This is a genomic window from Streptomyces sp. NBC_00190 (genome assembly GCF_036203305.1).
Taxonomy (GTDB): domain Bacteria; phylum Actinomycetota; class Actinomycetes; order Streptomycetales; family Streptomycetaceae; genus Streptomyces.
In genome coordinates this window covers 2,057,004-2,078,538 of the sequence record NZ_CP108131.1, presented here as the reverse complement: position 1 = coordinate 2,078,538, position 21,535 = coordinate 2,057,004, and the positions used below count along the sequence as shown (strand labels likewise).

The following is a 21,535-nucleotide window of genomic DNA, read 5'->3' as shown; positions in this document are numbered from 1 at the left end:
AAAAGATCAGCGCGCGGGGGCTTCGTACTCGCCGATCAGCTGGGCCCGCCCGAGCGTGTGGAACCGCAGGTTGAAGCCGACCGCGGCGGGGGAGACGTCCTCGCCGGGGCCGAGCTTCTCCTGATCGACCGCGTACACGGTGAAGACGTACCGGTGGCGCTCCCCGGCCGGCGGCGCCGCCCCGCCGAAGTCCTTGGTGCCGTAGTCGTTCCGCACGTGCACGGCCCCGGCGGGCAGCCCCTCGAACTTCCCGCTGCCCGCCCCGGCCGGCAGCTCGGTGACCGAGGCCGGCAGATCGAAGAGCACCCAGTGCCAGAACCCGCTGCCCGTGGGCGCGTCCGGGTCGAAGCACGTCACGGCGAAGCTCTTCGTCCCCTTCGGGAACCCCTCCCACCGCAGCTGCGGCGAGACGTCCCCGCCCGACTTGACCTGGGCGTCGCCCAGATCCGCACCGGGCGCCAGATCCGTACTGGTCACGGTGAACTCGTGCACCTCGGGGTGGAAGTCGTGCGGAAGAGGAGCCCTGCTCTGCTCGGTCACTGCTGACCCTCCTGCTCGGAATCGGATACGCGTACCGGTCCGAGCCTAGGAGCCTAGAACCAGTTGCGCTGGGAACCGACGGACGCGATCCACTGGTTCAGGTACGCCGCCCAGTCGGTGCCCTGGTACGACTGCAGGCCCACCTGGAAGCAGCGGTAGGTGTCGCTGCCCTCGCTGAAGAGCCCCGGCTTCTTGTCCATCTCCAGGACGACGTCCATCTCCCGGCCGTCCGAGACGAAGGTCAGCTCGACCTGGTTCAGCCCGCGGTACTGCGACGGCGGCAGGAACTCGATCTCCTGGTAGAAGGGCAGCGTCTGCCGCGTCCCGCGGATGTGCCCGCGCTCCATGTCCGCACTGCGGAACGAGAAGCCCAGCTGCCGGAACGCGTCGAGGATCGCCTGCTGCGCCGGCACCGGGTGCACGTTGATCGGGTCGAGGTCACCCGCGTCGATCGCCCGCGCGATCTCCAGCTCGGTGCTGACCCCGATGTTCATCCCGCGCAGGTGCTGACCCCCGAAGTGGGTGATCGGCGTCTCCCAGGGGATCTCCAGCCCGAAGGGCACCACGTGCACCGCGCCGGCCTGCACCTTGAAGGCACCGCCGAGGCGCTGCTTGGTGAAGACGACGTCCTGCTTGTACTCCTGGTCACCGCCCTCCACCTCCACCCGCGCCTGCAGCCCGACGGACAGCCCCTCGATCTGCTGCTCCACGGAACCGCCCTGGATCCGGACCTCGCCCTGGACGATCCCGCCCGGCACGACGTTCGGCTCGGTGATGATCGTGTCCACCGAAGCACCACCGGCACCCAGGCTCGCGAACAGCTTCTTGAACCCCATGCTCAAACTCCCCTTGAACGATCTGGCGACTACGCCGCTACTACCGCTTGCGAAAACACGCTCTCAGACGCGGAACCTTAGGCCCCGGTTGCAGGTGCACGCGTTCCACTACGCTCGACCGGATGAGCGCGCGCCCCGACCGTACGCCCCTGCCCCGGACCTTCTTCGACCGCCCGGTCCTCACCGTGGCCCCGGAGCTCCTCGGCCGCACCCTGGTCCGCCGTACCCCGGACGGCCCCATCGAACTGCGCATCACGGAGGTGGAGGCGTACGAAGGGGAGTCCGACCCGGGCTCCCACGCCTACCGCGGCCGTACGGCACGCAACGCATCGATGTTCGGACCGCCCGGACACGCCTACGTCTACTTCATCTACGGCATGTGGTTCAGCCTCAACCTGGTGTGCGGCCCGCCCGGCCACGCCAGCGGGATCCTGGTGCGCGCGGGCGAGGTCACGGTGGGCGCCGACCTGGCCGCCAAACGCCGAGTTTCCGCCAGATACCCGAGAGAACTGGCCAAGGGTCCGGCCCGCCTGGCCGCCGCCCTGGATGTGGACCGCTCCCTCGACGGCACCGACCTCTGCGGGGGCCCCGATTCCCCCCTCTCCCTTCTTACGGGCACCCCCACCTCGCCCGACCAGGTCAGCAGCGGCCCGCGCACGGGAGTGGGCGGCGCCGGCGCCACTCACCCCTACCGGTTCTGGATCACCCACGACCCGACGGTGAGCCCCTACCGCGCCCACGCGCCACGCCGCCGCTCAACTTGACTCGGCCCTACCGGACGCCTAACGTAGTCCGAGCCGCTTGAACGGGTCACTGCTATCAGCAGCCTCCCGGAGCGGCCAACCCACTCACTGCGATCTACCCCTGGCGGGGTTCTATTCGGCATGCCCGAATTCCCCGCCGGTGGCTCGATTATGAGCCGCAAGGGATAAGCGCTAATGTGGTGGAGCGCCGAAAGGCAAAGACCTCCAACGGTCACTGAATTCAAATCCAAGCCGGAAACGGCGGGGAAATGATCTGGTAGAGTTGGAAACGCAAGAACACAGAACGAAAGCCCGGAGGAAAGCCCGAGAGGGTGAGTACAAAGGAAGCGTCCGTTCCTTGAGAACTCAACAGCGTGCCAAAAATCAACGCCAGAAGTTGATACCCCGTCCACTTCGGTGGATGAGGTTCCTTTGAAAAAGACCTGTGAGGCTTCCTCGTGGAGCACTTGCAGGCAACAACACAGCGAGGACGTTGTGGCGCGTCGGTCATATTCCGACATGACGTGCCCGCTCTAAGTGATGTGTGCACCCGATTACGGGTAAACATTCATGGAGAGTTTGATCCTGGCTCAGGACGAACGCTGGCGGCGTGCTTAACACATGCAAGTCGAACGATGAAGCCCTTCGGGGTGGATTAGTGGCGAACGGGTGAGTAACACGTGGGCAATCTGCCCTTCACTCTGGGACAAGCCCTGGAAACGGGGTCTAATACCGGATACCACTCCTGCCTGCATGGGCGGGGGTTGAAAGCTCCGGCGGTGAAGGATGAGCCCGCGGCCTATCAGCTTGTTGGTGGGGTAATGGCCCACCAAGGCGACGACGGGTAGCCGGCCTGAGAGGGCGACCGGCCACACTGGGACTGAGACACGGCCCAGACTCCTACGGGAGGCAGCAGTGGGGAATATTGCACAATGGGCGAAAGCCTGATGCAGCGACGCCGCGTGAGGGATGACGGCCTTCGGGTTGTAAACCTCTTTCAGCAGGGAAGAAGCGAAAGTGACGGTACCTGCAGAAGAAGCGCCGGCTAACTACGTGCCAGCAGCCGCGGTAATACGTAGGGCGCAAGCGTTGTCCGGAATTATTGGGCGTAAAGAGCTCGTAGGCGGCTTGTCACGTCGGATGTGAAAGCCCGAGGCTTAACCTCGGGTCTGCATTCGATACGGGCTAGCTAGAGTGTGGTAGGGGAGATCGGAATTCCTGGTGTAGCGGTGAAATGCGCAGATATCAGGAGGAACACCGGTGGCGAAGGCGGATCTCTGGGCCATTACTGACGCTGAGGAGCGAAAGCGTGGGGAGCGAACAGGATTAGATACCCTGGTAGTCCACGCCGTAAACGTTGGGAACTAGGTGTTGGCGACATTCCACGTCGTCGGTGCCGCAGCTAACGCATTAAGTTCCCCGCCTGGGGAGTACGGCCGCAAGGCTAAAACTCAAAGGAATTGACGGGGGCCCGCACAAGCAGCGGAGCATGTGGCTTAATTCGACGCAACGCGAAGAACCTTACCAAGGCTTGACATATACCGGAAAGCATTAGAGATAGTGCCCCCCTTGTGGTCGGTATACAGGTGGTGCATGGCTGTCGTCAGCTCGTGTCGTGAGATGTTGGGTTAAGTCCCGCAACGAGCGCAACCCTTGTCCTGTGTTGCCAGCATGCCCTTCGGGGTGATGGGGACTCACAGGAGACCGCCGGGGTCAACTCGGAGGAAGGTGGGGACGACGTCAAGTCATCATGCCCCTTATGTCTTGGGCTGCACACGTGCTACAATGGCCGGTACAATGAGCTGCGATACCGTGAGGTGGAGCGAATCTCAAAAAGCCGGTCTCAGTTCGGATTGGGGTCTGCAACTCGACCCCATGAAGTCGGAGTTGCTAGTAATCGCAGATCAGCATTGCTGCGGTGAATACGTTCCCGGGCCTTGTACACACCGCCCGTCACGTCACGAAAGTCGGTAACACCCGAAGCCGGTGGCCCAACCCGTAAGGGAGGGAGCTGTCGAAGGTGGGACTGGCGATTGGGACGAAGTCGTAACAAGGTAGCCGTACCGGAAGGTGCGGCTGGATCACCTCCTTTCTAAGGAGCACAGTACCGATTGCAGACAAACGTTCTGCACGGTCAGCTCATGGGTGGAACGTTGATTAGTTGGCACGGTTTCTGAAACTTCCTGTAAGTACTGCTTCGGCGTGGAACACAGTGACAGTGGACGGGATCGTGCCTGGCACGTTGTTGGGTCCTGAAGGTACGGCCGTAAGGTTGATCTTCAGTGCCGGCCCCAGTGAACTCGCCAGCTTGTCTGGTGGGGTGATGGGTGGCTGGTCGTTGTTTGAGAACTACACAGTGGACGCGAGCATCTGTGGCCAAGTTTTTAAGGGCGCACGGTGGATGCCTTGGCACCAGGAACCGATGAAGGACGTGAGAGGCCGCGATAGGCCCCGGGGAGCTGCCAACTGAGCTTTGATCCGGGGGTGTCCGAATGGGGAAACCCGGCAGTCGTCATGGGCTGTCACCCACTGCTGAACACATAGGCAGTGTGGAGGGAACGAGGGGAAGTGAAACATCTCAGTACCCTCAGGAAGAGAAAACAACCGTGATTCCGGGAGTAGTGGCGAGCGAAACCGGATGAGGCCAAACCGTATGCGTGTGATACCCGGCAGGGGTTGCGCATGCGGGGTTGTGGGAATGAGCTTGACCGGTCTGCCGGCCGGTCGGCGAGTCAGAAACCGTTGATGTAGTCGAAGGACATGCGAAAGGTCCGGCGTAGAGGGTAAGACCCCCGTAGACGAAACATCAGCGGCTTGCTTGCTCATCTCCCAAGTAGCACGGGGCCCGAGAAATCCCGTGTGAATCTGGCGGGACCACCCGCTAAGCCTAAATATTCCCTGGTGACCGATAGCGGATAGTACCGTGAGGGAATGGTGAAAAGTACCGCGGGAGCGGAGTGAAATAGTACCTGAAACCGTGTGCCTACAAGCCGTGGGAGCGTCGCCGTTGTTCTTCGGAACAACGGTCGTGACTGCGTGCCTTTTGAAGAATGAGCCTGCGAGTTAGCGGTGTGTAGCGAGGTTAACCCGTGTGGGGAAGCCGTAGCGAAAGCGAGTCCGAATAGGGCGATTGAGTTGCACGCTCTAGACCCGAAGCGGAGTGATCTAGCCATGGGCAGGTTGAAGCGGAGGTAAGACTTCGTGGAGGACCGAACCCACCAGGGTTGAAAACCTGGGGGATGACCTGTGGTTAGGGGTGAAAGGCCAATCAAACTCCGTGATAGCTGGTTCTCCCCGAAATGCATTTAGGTGCAGCGTCGTGTGTTTCTTGCCGGAGGTAGAGCACTGGATAGGCGATGGGCCCTACCGGGTTACTGACCTTAGCCAAACTCCGAATGCCGGTAAGTGAGAGCACGGCAGTGAGACTGTGGGGGATAAGCTCCATGGTCGAGAGGGAAACAGCCCAGAGCATCGACTAAGGCCCCTAAGCGTACGCTAAGTGGGAAAGGATGTGGAGTCGCAGAGACAACCAGGAGGTTGGCTTAGAAGCAGCCACCCTTGAAAGAGTGCGTAATAGCTCACTGGTCAAGTGATTCCGCGCCGACAATGTAGCGGGGCTCAAGCGTACCGCCGAAGTCGTGTCATTGCAGCAATAGGGCCAACGCCCGCTGTGATGGGTAGGGGAGCGTCGTGTGCCGGGTGAAGCAGCAGCGGAAGCTAGTTGTGGACGGTTCACGAGTGAGAATGCAGGCATGAGTAGCGATACACACGTGAGAAACGTGTGCGCCGATTGACTAAGGGTTCCTGGGTCAAGCTGATCTGCCCAGGGTAAGTCGGGACCTAAGGCGAGGCCGACAGGCGTAGTCGATGGACAACCGGTTGATATTCCGGTACCCGCTTTGAAACGCCCAATATCGAATCAGGCGATGCTAAGTCCGTGAAGCCGTTCCGGACCCTTCGGGGAAAGGAAAGTGGTGGAGCCGACGAACCAGACTTGTAGTAGGTAAGCGATGGGGTGACGCAGGAAGGTAGTCCAGCCCGGGCGGTGGTTGTCCCGGGGTAAGGGTGTAGGCCGAGGGGTAGGCAAATCCGTCCCTCATTAAGGCTGAGACCTGATGCCGAGCCGATTGTGGTGAAGTGGATGATCCTATGCTGTCGAGAAAAGCCTCTAGCGAGTTTCATGGCGGCCCGTACCCTAAACCGACTCAGGTGGTCAGGTAGAGAATACCGAGGCGTTCGGGTGAACTATGGTTAAGGAACTCGGCAAAATGCCCCCGTAACTTCGGGAGAAGGGGGCCATCACTGGTGATCGGACTTGCTCCGTGAGCTGGGGGTGGCCGCAGAGACCAGCGAGAAGCGACTGTTTACTAAAAACACAGGTCCGTGCGAAGCCGTAAGGCGATGTATACGGACTGACGCCTGCCCGGTGCTGGAACGTTAAGGGGACCGGTTAGTGCACTTTCGGGTGTGCGAAGCTGAGAACTTAAGCGCCAGTAAACGGCGGTGGTAACTATAACCATCCTAAGGTAGCGAAATTCCTTGTCGGGTAAGTTCCGACCTGCACGAATGGCGTAACGACTTCTCGACTGTCTCAACCATAGGCCCGGTGAAATTGCACTACGAGTAAAGATGCTCGTTTCGCGCAGCAGGACGGAAAGACCCCGGGACCTTTACTACAGTTTGATATTGGTGTTCGGTTCGGCTTGTGTAGGATAGGTGGGAGACTTTGAAGCAGCCACGCCAGTGGTTGTGGAGTCGCCGTTGAAATACCACTCTGGTCGTGCTGGATGTCTAACCTCGGTCCGTGATCCGGATCAGGGACAGTGTCTGATGGGTAGTTTAACTGGGGCGGTTGCCTCCCAAAGGGTAACGGAGGCGCCCAAAGGTTCCCTCAGCCTGGTTGGCAATCAGGTGTTGAGTGTAAGTGCACAAGGGAGCTTGACTGTGAGACCGACGGGTCGAGCAGGGACGAAAGTCGGGACTAGTGATCCGGCGGTGGCTTGTGGAAGCGCCGTCGCTCAACGGATAAAAGGTACCCCGGGGATAACAGGCTGATCTTCCCCAAGAGTCCATATCGACGGGATGGTTTGGCACCTCGATGTCGGCTCGTCGCATCCTGGGGCTGGAGTCGGTCCCAAGGGTTGGGCTGTTCGCCCATTAAAGCGGTACGCGAGCTGGGTTTAGAACGTCGTGAGACAGTTCGGTCCCTATCCGCTGTGCGCGTAGGAATATTGAGAAGGGCTGTCCCTAGTACGAGAGGACCGGGACGGACGAACCTCTGGTGTGCCAGTTGTCCTGCCAAGGGCATGGCTGGTTGGCTACGTTCGGGAGGGATAACCGCTGAAAGCATCTAAGCGGGAAGCCTGCTTCAAGATGAGTATTCCCACCTCCTTGAGAGGGTAAGGCTCCCAGTAGACGACTGGGTTGATAGGCCAGATGTGGAAGCCCGGTAACGGGTGAAGCTGACTGGTACTAATAGGCCGAGGGCTTGTCCTCAGTTGCTCGCGTCCACTGTGTTAGTTCTGAAGCAACGAACAGTTGCTGGTTTCTAGAGCTAGAACATAACTACAAAGTGTGCTTGTTCGCTCGAAACCGATAGGGTTTCGGTGGTCATAGCGTTAGGGAAACGCCCGGTTACATTCCGAACCCGGAAGCTAAGCCTTTCAGCGCCGATGGTACTGCAGGGGGGACCCTGTGGGAGAGTAGGACACCGCCGAACAATCTTTCAAAGGACCCTTGGTCCAGCGTTCAACGCTGGACCAAGGGTCCTTTTTGTTTTTGTACATCTTTACGCCGAAGCGCGGCCATGGGTTGGTTGCGCGAGAATGACTAGCGGTACCCCGAAGACAGGAGTCACACCCATGTCCAACTCTCCCGACGATCGTCCGGAGCGCGAGCCTCGGCGCAACGACGGTGGTGACAGGGGCGGCTACCGCGGGGGCCGTGACGACCGTGGCGGCGACCGTCCCGCGTTCCGTCGCGACGACCGTGGTGGTCGACCGGCCGGCGGTGGCGGTGGCAGCTTCCGTCGCGATGACCGTGGCGACCGTCCCTCCGGTGGTGGCGGCGGTTTCCGTCGTGACGACCGTGGTGGGGACCGTCCGTCGTACCCGCGTCGTGACGACCGTGGCGACCGTCCCACGGGTGGTGGCGGCGGTTTCCGTCGTGACGACCGTGGTGGGGACCGTCCGTCGTACCCGCGTCGTGACGACCGTGGCGACCGTCCCACGGGTGGTGGCGGCGGTTTCCGTCGTGACGACCGTGGTGGGGACCGCCCGTCGTACCCGCGTCGTGACGACCGTGGCGACCGTCCCACGGGTGGTGGCGGCGGTTTCCGTCGTGACGACCGTGGTGGCGACCGTCCGTCGTACCCGCGTCGTGACGACCGTGGCGACCGTCCCACGGGTGGTGGCGGCGGTTTCCGTCGCGATGACCGTGGTGGCGACCGTCCGTCCTACCCGCGTCGTGACGACGACCGTGGCGGCCGTGACGACCGTGGTGGCGACCGTCCCGCGTTCCGTCGCGACGACCGTGGCGGCGAGCGTCCCTCGTACCCCCCGCGTCGTGACGACCGCGGCGACCGTCCCACGGGTGGTGGCGGCGGTTTCCGTCGTGACGACCGTGGTGGCGACCGTCCCGCGTTCCGTCGCGACGACCGTGGCGGCGAGCGTCCCTCGTACCCGCGTCGTGACGACCGCGGTGGCGACCGTCCCTTCGGCGGCGGTGGCGGTGGCGGTTTCCGTCGTGACGACCGTGGTGGGGACCGCCCGTCCTACCCGCGTCGTGACGACCGTGGTGAGCGTCCGTCGTACCCGCGTCGTGATGACGACCGCGGCGGATTCCGCGGCGGCCGCGATGACCGTGGCGGGGACCGTCCGTCCTACCCGCGTCGCGATGACCGTGGTGAGCGTCCGTCGTACCCGCGTCGTGATGACGACCGTGGCGGATTCCGCGGCGGCCGCGATGACCGTGGCGGGGACCGTCCCTCGTACCCGCGTCGTGACGACCGTGGCGACCGTCCCACGGGTGGTGGCGGCGGGTTCCGTCGTGACGACCGTGGTGGCGACCGTCCGTCCTACCCGCGTCGCGACGACCGTGGCGACCGTCCCACGGGTGGTGGCGGCGGTTTCCGTCGTGACGACCGTGGTGGCGACCGTCCGTCCTACCCGCGTCGCGACGACCGTGGCGACCGTCCCACGGGTGGTGGCGGCGGTTTCCGTCGCGATGACCGTGGTGGCGACCGTCCGTCCTACCCCCGTCGCGACGACCGGGGTGGCGACCGTGGCGGGTTCCGTGGTGGCCGTGACGATCGCGGTGGCGACCGTGGTGGCTACCGTGGCCGCGATGACCGCGGCGGCGACCGCGACTTCCGCGCGGACCGCGACCGGGACCCGGTCAAGCGGCTTCCGATCGACGAGGACGTCACCGGCCTCGAGATCGACGCCGATGTGCGCCAGGAGCTGCTGAGCCTGCCCAAGGGCCTGGCCGAGGAAGTCTCGAAGAACCTGGTCATGGTCGCGCGGCTGATCGACGAGGACCCCGAGCAGGCGTACGCGTACTCGCGCATCGCCCTGCGGCTGGCCTCCCGCGTCGCCGCCGTCCGTGAGGCCGCCGGCTTCGCCGCGTACGCCACGCAGAAGTACAGCGAGGCGCTCGCGGAGTTCCGTGCCGCCAAGCGCATGACCGGCTCCGTCGAGCTGTGGCCCGTCATGGCCGACTGCGAGCGCGGCCTCGGCCGTCCGGAGCGGGCGCTGGCGATGGCCGGCGAGCCCGAGGTGCAGAAGCTGGACAAGGCCGGCCAGGTCGAGATGCGGCTGGTCGCGGCCGGTGCCCGGCGGGACCAGGGGCAGCTCGAAGCCGCCATCGTGACCCTGCAGAGCCCGGAGCTGGCCTCCAGCTCCGTCCAGCCCTGGACCGCGCGCCTGCGGTACGCCTACGCCGACGCCCTGCTGGCGGCCGGTCGTGAGGACGAGGCGCGCGAGTGGTTCGGCAAGACCCTCGAAGCGGACAAGGACGGGGCCACCGACGCCTCCGACCGCCTCGCCGAGCTCGACGGTGTCGAGTTCGTCGACGCCTCCGTCGACATCGCCGACATCGCCGACGACGAGGACGACGAGGACGCGGCCGAGGTCGCCGCGGCCGAGCGTGCCTCCGACGTCGCCGAGTACTACGACGAGGACGACGAGGAGTACGAGCCGCTGGAGCAGTCCGAGGGCGACCTCGACGTCGCCGACGAGATCGTCATCGTCGAGGACGAGGACGAGGACGTCGACGACGAGCCCGCCGCGGGCCGCGACAACGCCTGAGGCGTGGTGAAGTGAGGAAGGGCGGTACCCCGGTCGGGGTACCGCCCTTCCTCATGTCCGGGGCGTGTCAGCCCAGGCCGCGCAGCACCAGGCCGGTGGCCGGCTTCGGGCCGAAGGACGTGGACTTGCGGGGCATCGTGACGCCCTGGCGGGCCAGGTCCCGTACGACTTCCTCCCGTACAGGATGCAGCAGGACCGCGGTGCCCCCGTGGCGCTCGGCCATCTCCACGGTGGCGGCGGCGTCGTGGATGTACGTGATCTGGTCGGGGGCGTCCGGGACGTGCCACAGGGCGTCGAGCAGGGTGGCGTGCAGGACCGTGGCGTCCAGCCGGCGCCAGGCCTCGGGGCGGTCGCGGCGGACCGTGCTCTCCAGGAGCGCCAGATCCGGGTCGGTGACCAGGTGGAAGGTGCCGTCGCCGGTGAGGAGGAAGGCGTTGCCCCGTTCCGCGGCGTCCGCGAGGACCTCCAGAGCCAGCGGGAGCGGCCCCTCGACCTCGCGGACCCGGAACCGGCCCTCCAGGGCGGCGAGCGCGTCCGCCACCGGGAGGCGGCGCAGCATCCGGTGGATGGCGCGGACCTGGAGCGGGTAGCGGGCGGTGTCCACGAGGAGGACCAGGCCGAAGTCCCACTCCGTGGGGGAGCCGTGCTCCTCCTGGAGGCGCAGGTACGTCGCCCAGCGGTGGTGGCCGTCGGCGATGAGGGCCTGGCGATGGCTGAGATCAGCCGTCACAGTCGCGAGTTCGGCCGGGTCCGTGATGGCCCAGAGGCGGTGCTGGAAGCCGTCCTCGGTGGTCGTCGACAGGAGGGGCGCGCGCTGGGCCGTCCGCTCGACGACGGCCGCCGCGCCCGCGCCGGGGTCGTCGCCGCGGTAGGTGAGGAGGAGGGGTTCGAGATTGGCGGAGGTGGCCCGCATCAGACCGGCCCGGTCGGTGACCACGTCCGGCATGACGTCCTCGTGGGGCAGGACGATGCCGGCGTCGGCGGTGGACAGGGCCAGCGCGCCGATGATGCCGCGCTGGAGCAGGCCCGGCCGGTGCTGCTCGTACACGTAGAGCGAGGGCTCCGGGTCGGCGCTGAGGATGCCCTCGGCCAGCCAGTCGTGCAGGGTGCGCGCCGCCTGCTCGTTGCGCGCGGCGGCGGTGCCGGCCTGCGGAAGGATCAGGCGGACGATGTTGTGCGGGTCGGCGGATTCGAGGTGGTCGACTCCGTCCGGGCGGACGACCACGTCGTACGGCGGCGAGGTGACGGCGGCGAGGCTGCCGACACGCTCCGGGACATAGCGCAGGCCATGGAACGGGATCAGGCGCAGTCCGTGGTCCGCGGTGCCAGATGTGGTCATTGGTGCATGGTAAGACCCGTCTCGCCATGCAGGATGATCGGGGGAGTACGGAATCGGACATGATCGATCTCCCCCAGCTACCGCTGGGAGGGGCCCAGGAGGAGCGACCACGATGACCCGGCAGACCAGGACCAGTCCCGCGGCCAGTGAGCAGAGTCTGCACCAGGCGTACGACACCGCCCTGCTGGATCTCGACGGTGTCGTGTACGCGGGCGGGCACGCCATCGCGCACGCCGTGGACTCGCTCGCCGCGGCCCGCGCCGACGGGATGCACCTCGCGTACGTCACGAACAACGCGCTGCGGACCCCGGACGCCGTCGCGGAGCACCTGGGCGAGCTGGGCATTCCGACCGAGGCGGCCGAGGTGATCACCTCGGCGCAGGCGGTGGCCCGGCTGATCGCGGAGCAGGTGGAGCCTGCTTCGAAGGTGCTGGTGATCGGCGGGGAAGGGCTGCGGGTCGCGTTGCGCGAGCGCGGGCTGGTGCCGGTGGACTCGGCCGACGAGGAGGGGCTCGCGGCCGTCGTGCAGGGCTACGGGGGTCCGGACCTGGCGTGGGGGCGGTTCGCGGAGGCCTCGTACGCGATCAACCGCGGGGTGCCGTGGTACGCCTCCAACACCGACCTGACGATCCCGGGGGCGCGCGGGATCGCGCCGGGCAACGGGGCCGCGGTGGAGGTCGTACGGATCGCGACGGGCGCGGAACCGCAGGTGGCGGGCAAGCCGTTGCCCCCGATGCACCGGGAGACGGTGCTGCGGACCGGGGCGGAGCGCCCGCTGGTGGTGGGGGACCGGCTGGACACCGACATCGAGGGCGCCTTCAACGGAGAGGTCGACTCGCTGCTCGTGCTGACCGGGGTGACGGACGCGAAGCAGCTGGTGCGGGCCGAGCCCAGGCACCGGCCGACGTACGTGGACCGGGACCTGCGGGGGCTGTTGACCGGCCAGCCCGAGGTGGAGCCGGCCGACGGCGGATTCAGCTGCGGCGGATGGACCGCGGTCGCGCTGAACGCCGGCGTGCTGGAGCTGCGCGGGGAGGGCGGTGACCCGATCGACGGGCTGCGGGCGCTGTGCGCGGCGGCCTGGACGGCGGCCGGGGACGGGGTCTGCACGCTCGACGCGGAGAAGGCGCTGGCCAGGCTCGGCTTGTAAGGGTGCGGCCGGGCGGCGGCCGGGCACGTTCGGATGATCCACACGGGTGGAGGGTAGGCTAACCTAACCTCCGTGTTGGTCGAGAGTCCCCCCGAACAGAGCGCGGCGCCGGTCGCCGCCGTCCGTCCGCGCCACGGCGTGCGCGCCGCCGGCTTGCTGGGCGCCCTGGCGGTGCTGGCGCTGATCGCCGTGCTGAGCATCGCCGTGGGCGCCAAGCAGATGCCCCTCGACGAGGTCTGGCACGGCCTGTTCGAGTACTCGGGGACGCCCTCCGACGTGGTGGTACGGGACCTGCGGGTGCCGCGCACGCTCCTCGGGCTGCTGGTCGGGCTCGGCCTCGGCCTGTCCGGTGCGGTCATGCAGGCGCTGACCCGCAACCCGCTGGCCGAGCCCGGCATCCTCGGCGTCAACGCCGGGGCCGCGGCCGCCGTCGTCTCCGCGATCAGCTTCTTCGGCGCGAGCTCCCTGAGCGAGTTCGTGTGGTGGGCCTTCCTCGGCGCCGCCGTCGTCTCGGTCGTCGTCTACGTCCTCGGCGGCAGCCGCAGCGCCACGCCGGTACGCCTCGCGCTCGCGGGCACCGCGGCCAGCGCGGCCCTGGTCGGCTACATCAACGCCGTACAGCTGATGGACAGCAAGGCGCTGGACAAGCTGCGCTTCTGGACGGTGGGTTCGCTGGCGTCGGCGAACATGGACACCGTCCGGCAGGTCGCCCCCTTCCTGCTGGCCGGCGCGGTGCTCGCGCTGCTGCTGGGCCGTCCGCTGAACGCGATGGCCATGGGCGACGACACCGCGCGGGCGCTCGGCGCCAACCTGACGCGGACCCGGATCGCCGCGATGGTCGCCATCACCCTGCTGTGCGGTGCGGCGACCGCCGCCTGCGGGCCCATCGTCTTCATCGGGCTGATGATCCCGCACCTCGTACGGGCGTTCACCGGGCCGGACGTGCGCTGGGTGCTCGCGTACTCCGCCGTCCTGTCGCCGGTACTGCTGCTCGGCGCCGACGTCGTCGGGCGGGTCGTGACCCGGCCCGCCGAGCTCCAGGTCGGCATCGTCACCGCGCTCATCGGCGGCCCCGTCTTCATCTACCTCGTTCGGCGCAAGAGGATGGCCCAGCTGTGACCGTGACCGCCAAAGCCCGTCGGCTGAACCTTCCCGGCGGGATCTCGCTGCGGGTCGAGCGGCGCGCCCTGGCCGTCGGGGCGCTGCTCGCCGTCGTGGCGCTCGCGCTGGCCGTCCTGCTCATCGGCACCGGGGACTTCCCGATCGCGCCGTGGGACGTCGTACAGACCCTGCTGGGCAACGGCACCCCCGCCAATGACTTCATCGTCAACGACCTGCGGCTGCCGCGGGTGCTGGTCGCCCTGCTGGTCGGTGCGGCCCTCGGGATGTCCGGGGCCGTCTTCCAGTCCGTCTCCCGCAATCCGCTGGGCTCCCCGGACCTGCTCGGCTTCGGCTACGGCTCGGCGGTGGGCGCGCTCGTCGTCATCATCCTGTTCAAGGGCGACGCCACCGAGGTGGCCGTCGGCGCACTGGTCGGCGGCGTGCTGGCCGGCCTCGCTGTCTACCTGCTGGCGTACAAGCGGGGGATCCAGGGCTACCGGCTGGTGCTGGTCGGCATCGGCGCCTCCGCCATGCTCATCGCGGTGATCCAGTGCCTGATCACGAAGGCCCAGATGGTCGAGGCCACCCGCGCGATGGTCTGGCTGACCGGTTCGCTGGCGGGCCGGGACTGGGCGCAGGTGTGGCCGCTGCTCGCGCTGTGCGCGGTGGTCTTCCCGTTGGTCCTCGGGCAGGGCCGGGCCCTGCGGATGATGGAGATGGGTGACGACGCCGCGTACGCCCTCGGGGTGCGGGTGGAGCGCACGCGGCTGCTGCTGATGCTCGCGGCCATCGTGCTCACCACCGCGGCGAGCGCCGCGGCGGGGCCGATCAGCTTCGTCGCGCTGGCCGCTCCGCAGCTGGCCCGGCGGCTGACGCGCTCGCCCGGGGGGAGCCTGCTGACGGCCGCCCTCATGGGCTCGGTGCTGCTGCTGGTGTCCGACTGGGCCTCGCAGCGGGCCTTCGGTGCCGACCAGCTGCCGGTGGGTGTGGTGACCGGGCTCGTCGGCGGTGTCTATCTGCTCTGGCTGCTCGTCACCGAGCGCAAGGCAGGACGTATATGAACCTCAGGAGTGACCAAGTGCAGCGGCTCACCGCGCAGAACGTGACCCTCGGCTACGACCAGCGGGTCATCGCCGAGAACCTGTCGGTGGAGATCCCCGACAACTCCTTCACCGTGATCGTCGGCCCCAACGCCTGCGGCAAGTCCACGCTGCTGCGTGCCCTGTCGCGGATGCTGAAGCCGTCCACCGGGCGGGTGCTGCTGGACGGGCACGCCATCGGGTCGATGCCGGCGAAGAAGGTCGCCAAGACCCTGGGTCTGCTCCCGCAGTCCTCGATCGCGCCGGACGGCATCACGGTGGCCGACCTGGTCTCGCGCGGCCGGTACCCGCACCAGGGGCTGCTGCGGCAGTGGTCCGCGGAGGACGAGCGGATCGTCGGGGAGTCGATGGCCTCGACCGGGGTCGCGGAACTCGCCGACCGGGCGGTGGACGAGCTGTCGGGCGGGCAGCGGCAGCGCGTGTGGATCGCGATGGCGCTGGCGCAGCAGACCCCGCTGCTGCTGCTCGACGAGCCGACGACCTATCTGGACATCCAGCACCAGATCGACGTGCTGGACCTGTGCGCAGAGCTCCACGAGGAGCAGGGGCGGACGCTGGTCGCGGTGCTGCACGACCTGAACCACGCGGCCCGGTACGCGACACATCTGATCGCGATGCGGGCCGGGAAGGTCGTCGCGGAAGGGCCGCCGGAGGCGGTGGTCACCGCGGAGCTGGTGGAGGAGGTGTTCGGGCTGCGGTGTCAGGTGATCTCCGACCCGGAGACGGGGACGCCGCTGGTGATTCCGGCGGCGCGCAGGTCCCGTACCGGGGCTCGGGCCGCCGCCGTGTAGCGGGCGCGGGTCCGCTTCCCGGGGCTGACCGAAGGGCCTTCGGGGTCGCCTAGAGCAGGCTCTTCAGGCGGAGGAGGTCGCGGAAGCCGGCCTCCAGTCTGACGCGGCCCGAGGCCCAGGCCTTCGCGAACTTCAGGTCGCCCGCCACCAGGGCGACCAGGTCGTCGCCGGTCATCGCGAGCCGGATCTCGGCCTTCTCGGCGGGCGGGCCGGCGACGAGGGCGTCCACCCGGATCCTGCCGTCTTCCAGGCGGCCGGTGAACGTCCGGTCCAGGTCGGTGATGTGGCAGCTCAGGGAGCGGTCGAGCGCGGCCGCGCCGCGCACGCCGCCTTCGGCCCGCGCCAGGTTGCCGGAGAGTTGGTCGAGTGCTTCGCGGCACTCTTCGATCGTAGCCATCGTGATCACGACCGTACCGCAGAGCCATGCGTGGTCGAAGGGCGCTTCGGGGTAGCGTCGGGGCATGAGCGACGAAGCTGCCGAAGTCCTGGGCGAAGCCGCCGCCGGGCCGGCCGGGCCCGCGGCGCTGGGCGTCGTACGCACGCCCACCGGTCACGACGGCGTGGACGCGCACCTGATGCGGCTGGCGGACGCCGACGACCTCACGGCGGACGGACACCTCGCGGTGTACGAGGATGTCCACAGGGGGCTGCGCGAGGCGCTGACGGCGCTGGACGCACCGCCCGTCCCCGGTCCGTACGAAAACAGGAGCTGAACCGAACGTGGCAGGAGTGGCACGCCGCCGCCTGGACGCCGAACTGGTACGCCGCAGCATGGCCCGCTCGCGCGAGCACGCCGCGCAGCTGATCGCCGCGGGCCGGGTGACCGTGGGCGGCACCACCGCGACCAAGGCCGCCACCCAGGTGGAGACCAGTGCGGCGCTGGTGGTCCTCAAGGACGACAGTGATCCCGACTACGTCTCGCGGGGCGGCCACAAGCTGGCCGGGGCGCTCGCCGCGTTCCGGCCGCAGGGGCTGGTCGTCGAGGGCCGTCGGGCGCTGGACGCGGGAGCCTCGACCGGCGGGTTCACCGACGTGCTGCTGCGCGCGGGCGTCGCCCACGTCGTGGCCGTCGACGTCGGCTACGGGCAGCTCGCCTGGTCGCTGCAGAGCGATGACCGGGTCACCGTGAAGGACCGTACGAACGTCCGCGAGCTGACGGTCGAGCAGATCGACGGCATCGCGGCCGACCTCGTCGTCGGCGACCTGTCCTTCATCTCGATCGGCCTGGTGCTGCCGGCACTGGTGCGGTGCACGGCGCCGGACGCGGACCTGGTGCTGATGGTCAAGCCGCAGTTCGAGGTCGGCAAGGACCGGCTGGGGAGCGGCGGCGTGGTGCGCAGCCCGGAGCTGCGGGCGGAGGCGGTGCGCGAGGTCGCGGCGCAGGCGGCGAAGCTGGGTCTAGGCGTTCTCGGTGTGACCGCGAGTCCGCTGCCGGGGCCGTCGGGAAACGTCGAGTACTTTCTGTGGCTGCGGGCGGGGGCACCGGCACTCGACCCGGCGGATGTTGACCGTGCAGTGGCGGAGGGGCCGCAGTGACAGATTCATCAGCTACATCGGGTTCAGAGCGTTCACAGGGTTCGGAAGGTTCGGCGCGCTCGGGGGGGCCGGCGGGTTCGACGGGTCCGGCGGTGGGGCGGACCGTGTTCCTCCTCGCGCACACCGGGCGGCCGGCGGCCATCCGCAGTGCCGAGCTGGTCGTGAAGGGCCTGCTGCGGTGCGGGCTGGGCGTACGGGTCTTCGCGCACGAGGCCGCCGACCTGCCGCTGCCGCCCGAGGTGGAGCTCGTCACCGAGTCCACCCCGGGGGTGCTCGACGGCTGTGAGCTGCTGATCGTGCTGGGCGGGGACGGGACCCTGCTGCGCGGAGCGGAGTTCGCGCGTGCCTCGGGTGTGCCGATGCTGGGCGTCAACCTCGGGCGGGTGGGGTTCCTCGCCGAGGCCGAGCGCGACGACCTGGACAAGGTCGTGGACCGGGTGGTGACGCGCGAGTACGAGGTCGAGGAGCGGATGACCCTCGATGTGATCGTGCGCACGAACGGCGACGTGGTCCACCAGGACTGGGCGCTGAACGAGGCCGCGGTCCAGAAGGTGTCCCCGGAGCGGATGCTGGAGGTGGTCCTGGAGATCGACGGGCGCCCGGTGTCCGGCTTCGGCTGTGACGGGATCGTCTGCGCGACCCCGACGGGCTCGACGGCGTACGCCTTCTCCGCGGGCGGGCCGGTGGTCTGGCCGGAGGTGGAGGCGCTGCTGATGGTGCCGATCAGCGCGCACGCGCTGTTCGCGAAGCCGCTGGTGACCTCGCCGGACTCGGTGCTGGCGGTGGAGGTGCAGACCGGGACCCCGCACGGGGTGCTGTGGTGCGACGGCCGGCGGATGCTGGAGCTGCCCGCCGGGGCCCGGGTGGAGGTCCGGCGCGGGGCGGTGCCCGTGCGGCTCGCCCGGCTGCACCACGCGTCCTTCACGGACCGGCTCGTCGCGAAGTTCGCGCTGCCGGTGTCCGGATGGCGCGGGGCGCCGCACTGAGAGATGTCCTCCCTGTGCCTAAATAGCACATCCGTTCGAGAAACTCTGGACGGGTGACGTCACATGGCACCGCTGAAACCTCGGTATCGTCGTCCCGTGCTTGAGGAGATGCGGATACGGTCGCTCGGGGTCATCGACGACGCGGTGGTCGAGCTGTCGCCCGGTTTCACCGCGGTGACCGGCGAGACCGGCGCGGGTAAGACGATGGTCGTCACCAGCCTCGGGCTGCTGCTCGGCGGGCGCGCCGACCCGGCCCTGGTACGGATCGGGGCCAAGGCCGCGGTCGTCGAGGGCCGCATCGTCATGCGCCCCGACGCCCCCGCGGCCGTACGCGCCGAGGAGGCGGGAGCCGAGCTCGACGACGGCGCCCTGCTGATCAGCCGGACCGTGTCCGCCGAGGGCCGCTCGCGTGCCCACGTCGGCGGCCGCTCCGTGCCCGTCGGCCTGCTCGGCGAGCTCGCGGACGACCTGGTCGCCGTACACGGGCAGACCGACCAGCAGGGACTGCTGCGGCCCGCCCGGCAGCGCCAGGCCCTCGACCGGTACGCCGGCGACGCCGTGGCCGTCCCGCTGGAGAAGTACGGCTCGGCCTACCGCAGGCTCCGCGCGGTCGCCGTCGAGCTGGACGAGATCACCACCCGGGCCCGGGAACGGGCCCAGGAGGCCGACCTGCTGCGCTTCGGGCTGGACGAGATCGCGGCCGTGGAACCGGTGGCCGGCGAGGACACCGAGCTGGCGGCGGAGGCGGAGCGGCTCGGACACGCCGAGTCGCTGGCCTCGGCGGCCCAGGTGGCACACGCCGCGCTCGCCGGCCATCCCGAGGACCCGGAGGGCATCGACGCCAACACCCTCGTCGCGGGCGCCCACCGGGCCCTGGAGTCCGTACGCTCGCACGACCCGGTGCTCGGCGCGCTCGCCGAGCGGATCGGCGAGCTGGGCATCCTGCTGAGTGACGTGGCCGGGGAGCTCGCAGGTTACGCCGACGACCTCGACGCCGACCCGCTGCGGCTGGCGGCGGTGGAGGAACGCCGGGCGGCCCTGACCCAGCTGACGCGCAAGTACGGCACCGAAAGCACCGTGGACGCGGTGCTGCAGTGGGCCGAGCGGAGCGCGGCGCGGCTGCTGGAACTGGACGGTGACGACGAGCGGATCACCGAGCTGACCGCCGAGCGGGACGGACTGCGCTCCGAGCTCTCGGCGCTGGCCCAGGCCCTGACGGACGCGCGGGTGGAGGCGGCGACCCGGTTCGCCTCGGCCGTGACGCAGGAGCTGGCCTCGCTGGCGATGCCGCACGCACGGGTGACCATCGACATCCGGCAGACCGAGGACCCCGACGGGGTGGATGTGGACGGCCGCGCGGTCGCCTACGGCCCCTCGGGCGCGGACGAGGTCGAACTGCTGCTCGCCCCGCACCCCGGAGCCCAGCCGCGGCCGATCGCCAAGGGCGCCTCGGGCGGTGAGCTGTCCCGGGTGATGCTGGCCGTGGAGGTCGTCTTCGCGGGCTCCGACCCGGTGCCCACGTACCTCTTCGACGAGGTCGACGCGGGCGTCGGCGGCAAGGCGGCCGTGGAAGTGGGCCGGCGGCTCGCCAAACTCGCCAAGTCGGCGCAGGTCGTCGTCGTCACGCACCTGCCGCAGGTGGCCGCCTTCGCGGACCGGCAGCTGCTCGTCGAGAAGACCAACGACGGCTCCGTGACGCGCAGCGGGGTCACCGTCCTGGAGGGCGAGGACCGCATCCGCGAACTGTCGCGCATGCTGGCGGGTCACGAGGACTCGGCCTCGGCGCGGGCGCACGCAGAGGAACTCCTCGCGGCGGCGCACGCGGACGCGTCGACGTGACGCCCCGATAACCCGTGTGGGTGAGGCTTGGGGGCGTCCTGCGGTATCTCTCACGGGATCCGTACCCGTATGGGCCCGGAACGCGCGTGCGGACTGGCATCCTGGGCGACGTCTCTGACTTCCCCTCACCCTGGAGCTTCGGCCCGTGAGCAGCTCCCCGGTCTCCGCGTCCGTCCCGGCACAGCCGTACGGGCGGCCGCCCCTGCGTACCGTCCAAGTGCTCGGCGGCGGTGCGGGGGCGGGCAGCAGCGCGCACGTGCGGTCGCTCACGACCGGGCTCGCCGCCCGCGGCGTACGGGTCACGGTGTGCGCGTCCGTCGAGGCGGAGGGGGAGTACGACTTCACGGGCGCGGGCGCGCAGTTCGCGCCCGACGCGGCGAGCGCGCTGCGGGCCGCCTGCGCCGGAGCCGACGTCGTGCACGCGCACGGGGTACGGGCGGGCATGCGGGCCGCCCTGGCCCTGCGGGGGCGCCGGGTACCGCTGGTGGTGAGCTGGCACGGCGACGGCCCGGCCGCCGCCGGTGCGCTCGGGCGGCTGAGCCGGATCCTGGAACGGCGCGTGGCGCGGGCCGCGGCGGTGGTGCTCGGGGCCTCCTCGGGCCAGGTGGACCTCGCGCGGCTGCGCGGCGCCCGGGACGCGCGGCTGGCGCCGGTGGCCGTACCGGCGGCCGGGCCGGGAGACGACCCCGGCAAGGTACAGGCCGAAATCGGGGCGGTGGAACGGCCGTTGCTGATCGCGGTCGGGAGCCTGGTGCCGCACCGCGGGTACTCCGTACTGCTCGACGCGGCGCGGGAGTGGCGGACGCTGGAGCCCCTGCCGTTGCTGGTGATCGCGGGAGAGGGGCCGCTGCGGGCCGAGCTGTCCCGGCGGATCGAGGCCGAGCGGCTCCCGGTACGGCTGCTGGGGCGGCGCCGGGACGCGGCGCAGCTGCTGGCGGCGGCGGACGTGGCGGTGCTGCCGAGCCGGTGGGAGGAGCGGGCCCTGCTGGCGCAGGAGGCGCTGCGGGTGGGGGTCCCGCTGGTCGCCACGGCGGTGGGGGTCGTGCCGGAGCTGGTGGGGGAGGGCGCGGTGCTGGTTCCCGACGGGGACGCCGGGGCGCTGGCGGAGGCCGTGCGCGGGCTGCTGGCGGACCCGGAGCGGCGGGCGGAGCTGGCCGCCGCCGGCCGGGCCCAGGCCGCGACGTGGCCGTCGGAGGACGACACGGTGGCGCAGGTGCTGTCCGTCTACGACGAGCTGATGGAGCGCCGCCGATAGCCCCGCCGGCGCG

15 protein-coding genes, 3 rRNA genes and 1 pseudogene are annotated in these 21,535 nt (G+C 68.7%); 15 read left to right on the top strand and 4 right to left on the bottom strand.

All coding sequences use genetic code 11. From position 1 onward, the window contains the following. Positions 1 to 6 precede the first annotated feature (6 nt). Together OG429_RS10180 and OG429_RS10175 are read right to left on the bottom strand one after the other, a co-directional pair. The gene (locus OG429_RS10180) at positions 7 to 540 is read right to left on the bottom strand and encodes a YbhB/YbcL family Raf kinase inhibitor-like protein (RefSeq protein WP_328924976.1); all 534 of its coding nucleotides are present in this window, start codon (positions 538 to 540) and stop codon (positions 7 to 9) included. Between the two features lie 53 nt (positions 541 to 593). After that, entirely contained in the window at positions 594 to 1,376 is a 783-nt protein-coding gene (locus OG429_RS10175; protein WP_328924975.1) for a sporulation protein, read from the bottom strand. A 122-nt stretch (positions 1,377 to 1,498) separates the two neighbouring features. Here OG429_RS10175 and OG429_RS10170 point away from each other — a divergent pair, with 122 nt between their 5' ends. The 6 genes and pseudogenes from OG429_RS10170 to OG429_RS10145 all read left to right on the top strand — a co-directional run bounded on the left by OG429_RS10170 (position 1,499) and on the right by OG429_RS10145 (position 10,425). After that, a complete protein-coding gene (locus OG429_RS10170; RefSeq protein WP_328924974.1) occupies positions 1,499 to 2,140 on the top strand; it encodes a DNA-3-methyladenine glycosylase in 642 nt (213 codons plus the stop codon). 546 nt (positions 2,141 to 2,686) lie between these two features. Beyond that, a 16S ribosomal RNA gene (locus tag OG429_RS10165) occupies positions 2,687 to 4,211 on the top strand. 282 nt (positions 4,212 to 4,493) lie between these two features. Then, a 23S ribosomal RNA gene (locus tag OG429_RS10160) occupies positions 4,494 to 7,615 on the top strand. A gap of 106 nt (positions 7,616 to 7,721) precedes the next feature. After that, a 5S ribosomal RNA gene (gene rrf / locus OG429_RS10155) occupies positions 7,722 to 7,838 on the top strand. Together the 16S, 23S and 5S rRNA genes form the textbook arrangement of a ribosomal RNA operon. Before the next feature lie 535 nt (positions 7,839 to 8,373). Further along, a pseudogene (locus OG429_RS41415) lies at positions 8,374 to 8,655 on the top strand (DEAD/DEAH box helicase); the annotation flags it as partial. 927 nt (positions 8,656 to 9,582) lie between these two features. Then, positions 9,583 to 10,425 (top strand): tetratricopeptide repeat protein, encoded by an 843-nt coding sequence (locus OG429_RS10145; protein ID WP_328930219.1) that lies wholly within the window; start codon positions 9,583 to 9,585, stop codon positions 10,423 to 10,425. A 67-nt stretch (positions 10,426 to 10,492) separates the two neighbouring features. Here OG429_RS10145 and OG429_RS10140 read toward each other — a convergent pair whose 3' ends face one another. Next, positions 10,493 to 11,764: a DUF1015 domain-containing protein gene (locus OG429_RS10140; RefSeq protein WP_328924973.1), complete on the bottom strand. Its 1,272-nt coding sequence runs from the start codon at positions 11,762 to 11,764 to the stop codon at positions 10,493 to 10,495. A gap of 112 nt (positions 11,765 to 11,876) precedes the next feature. Between OG429_RS10140 and OG429_RS10135 the strand changes: the two genes are divergently transcribed. The 4 genes from OG429_RS10135 (at position 11,877) to OG429_RS10120 (ending at position 15,906) form a co-directional block, all read left to right on the top strand. Continuing rightward, positions 11,877 to 12,914, top strand: a complete 1,038-nt coding sequence (locus tag OG429_RS10135; RefSeq protein WP_328924972.1) for an HAD-IIA family hydrolase — start codon at positions 11,877 to 11,879, stop codon at positions 12,912 to 12,914. Positions 12,915 to 12,986: 72 nt separating this feature from the next. Beyond that, positions 12,987 to 14,033: a FecCD family ABC transporter permease gene (locus tag OG429_RS10130; RefSeq protein WP_328924971.1), complete on the top strand. Its 1,047-nt coding sequence runs from the start codon at positions 12,987 to 12,989 to the stop codon at positions 14,031 to 14,033. Further along, positions 14,030 to 15,076, top strand: coding sequence for a FecCD family ABC transporter permease (locus OG429_RS10125; RefSeq protein ID WP_328924970.1), 1,047 nt, complete (start codon positions 14,030 to 14,032; stop codon positions 15,074 to 15,076). The genes OG429_RS10130 and OG429_RS10125 overlap by 4 nt, the downstream gene beginning before the upstream one ends. A 17-nt stretch (positions 15,077 to 15,093) precedes the next feature. Next, positions 15,094 to 15,906: an ABC transporter ATP-binding protein gene (locus OG429_RS10120; RefSeq protein WP_405680135.1), complete on the top strand. Its 813-nt coding sequence runs from the start codon at positions 15,094 to 15,096 to the stop codon at positions 15,904 to 15,906. A 49-nt stretch (positions 15,907 to 15,955) separates the two neighbouring features. On the opposite strand, the gene OG429_RS10115 is transcribed toward OG429_RS10120, so the two are convergent. Then, positions 15,956 to 16,303 (bottom strand): SCP2 sterol-binding domain-containing protein, encoded by a 348-nt coding sequence (locus OG429_RS10115; protein WP_328924968.1) that lies wholly within the window; start codon positions 16,301 to 16,303, stop codon positions 15,956 to 15,958. Between the two features lie 64 nt (positions 16,304 to 16,367). Between OG429_RS10115 and OG429_RS10110 the strand changes: the two genes are divergently transcribed. The 5 genes from OG429_RS10110 (at position 16,368) to OG429_RS10090 (ending at position 21,522) form a co-directional block, all read left to right on the top strand. Further along, entirely contained in the window at positions 16,368 to 16,619 is a 252-nt protein-coding gene (locus OG429_RS10110; RefSeq protein WP_328924967.1) for a hypothetical protein, read from the top strand. Positions 16,620 to 16,626: 7 nt separating this feature from the next. Then, positions 16,627 to 17,442: a TlyA family RNA methyltransferase gene (locus tag OG429_RS10105; RefSeq protein WP_328924966.1), complete on the top strand. Its 816-nt coding sequence runs from the start codon at positions 16,627 to 16,629 to the stop codon at positions 17,440 to 17,442. A gap of 92 nt (positions 17,443 to 17,534) precedes the next feature. Beyond that, a complete protein-coding gene (locus OG429_RS10100; protein ID WP_328924965.1) occupies positions 17,535 to 18,428 on the top strand; it encodes an NAD kinase in 894 nt (297 codons plus the stop codon). Positions 18,429 to 18,491: 63 nt separating this feature from the next. Further along, complete coding sequence (gene recN, locus OG429_RS10095; protein ID WP_405680141.1) at positions 18,492 to 20,267, top strand: DNA repair protein RecN; 1,776 nt, start codon at positions 18,492 to 18,494, stop codon at positions 20,265 to 20,267. 145 nt (positions 20,268 to 20,412) lie between these two features. Then, positions 20,413 to 21,522: a glycosyltransferase family 4 protein gene (locus tag OG429_RS10090; protein WP_328924964.1), complete on the top strand. Its 1,110-nt coding sequence runs from the start codon at positions 20,413 to 20,415 to the stop codon at positions 21,520 to 21,522. Positions 21,523 to 21,535: the final 13 nt, after the last annotated feature.

Excerpts from the sequence above, each read along its gene's own strand:
- OG429_RS10110 (WP_328924967.1), top strand. The coding sequence starts at position 16,368 with ATGAGCGACGAAGCTGCCGAAGTCCTGGGCGAAGCCGCCGCCGGGCCG.
- recN (WP_405680141.1), top strand. The coding sequence starts at position 18,492 with ATGGCACCGCTGAAACCTCGGTATCGTCGTCCCGTGCTTGAGGAGATG.
- OG429_RS10140 (WP_328924973.1), bottom strand. The coding sequence starts at position 11,764 with ATGACCACATCTGGCACCGCGGACCACGGACTGCGCCTGATCCCGTTC.
- OG429_RS10115 (WP_328924968.1), bottom strand. The coding sequence starts at position 16,303 with ATGGCTACGATCGAAGAGTGCCGCGAAGCACTCGACCAACTCTCCGGC.
- OG429_RS10135 (WP_328924972.1), top strand. The coding sequence starts at position 11,877 with ATGACCCGGCAGACCAGGACCAGTCCCGCGGCCAGTGAGCAGAGTCTG.
- OG429_RS10175 (WP_328924975.1), bottom strand. The coding sequence starts at position 1,376 with ATGGGGTTCAAGAAGCTGTTCGCGAGCCTGGGTGCCGGTGGTGCTTCG.
- OG429_RS10170 (WP_328924974.1), top strand. The coding sequence starts at position 1,499 with ATGAGCGCGCGCCCCGACCGTACGCCCCTGCCCCGGACCTTCTTCGAC.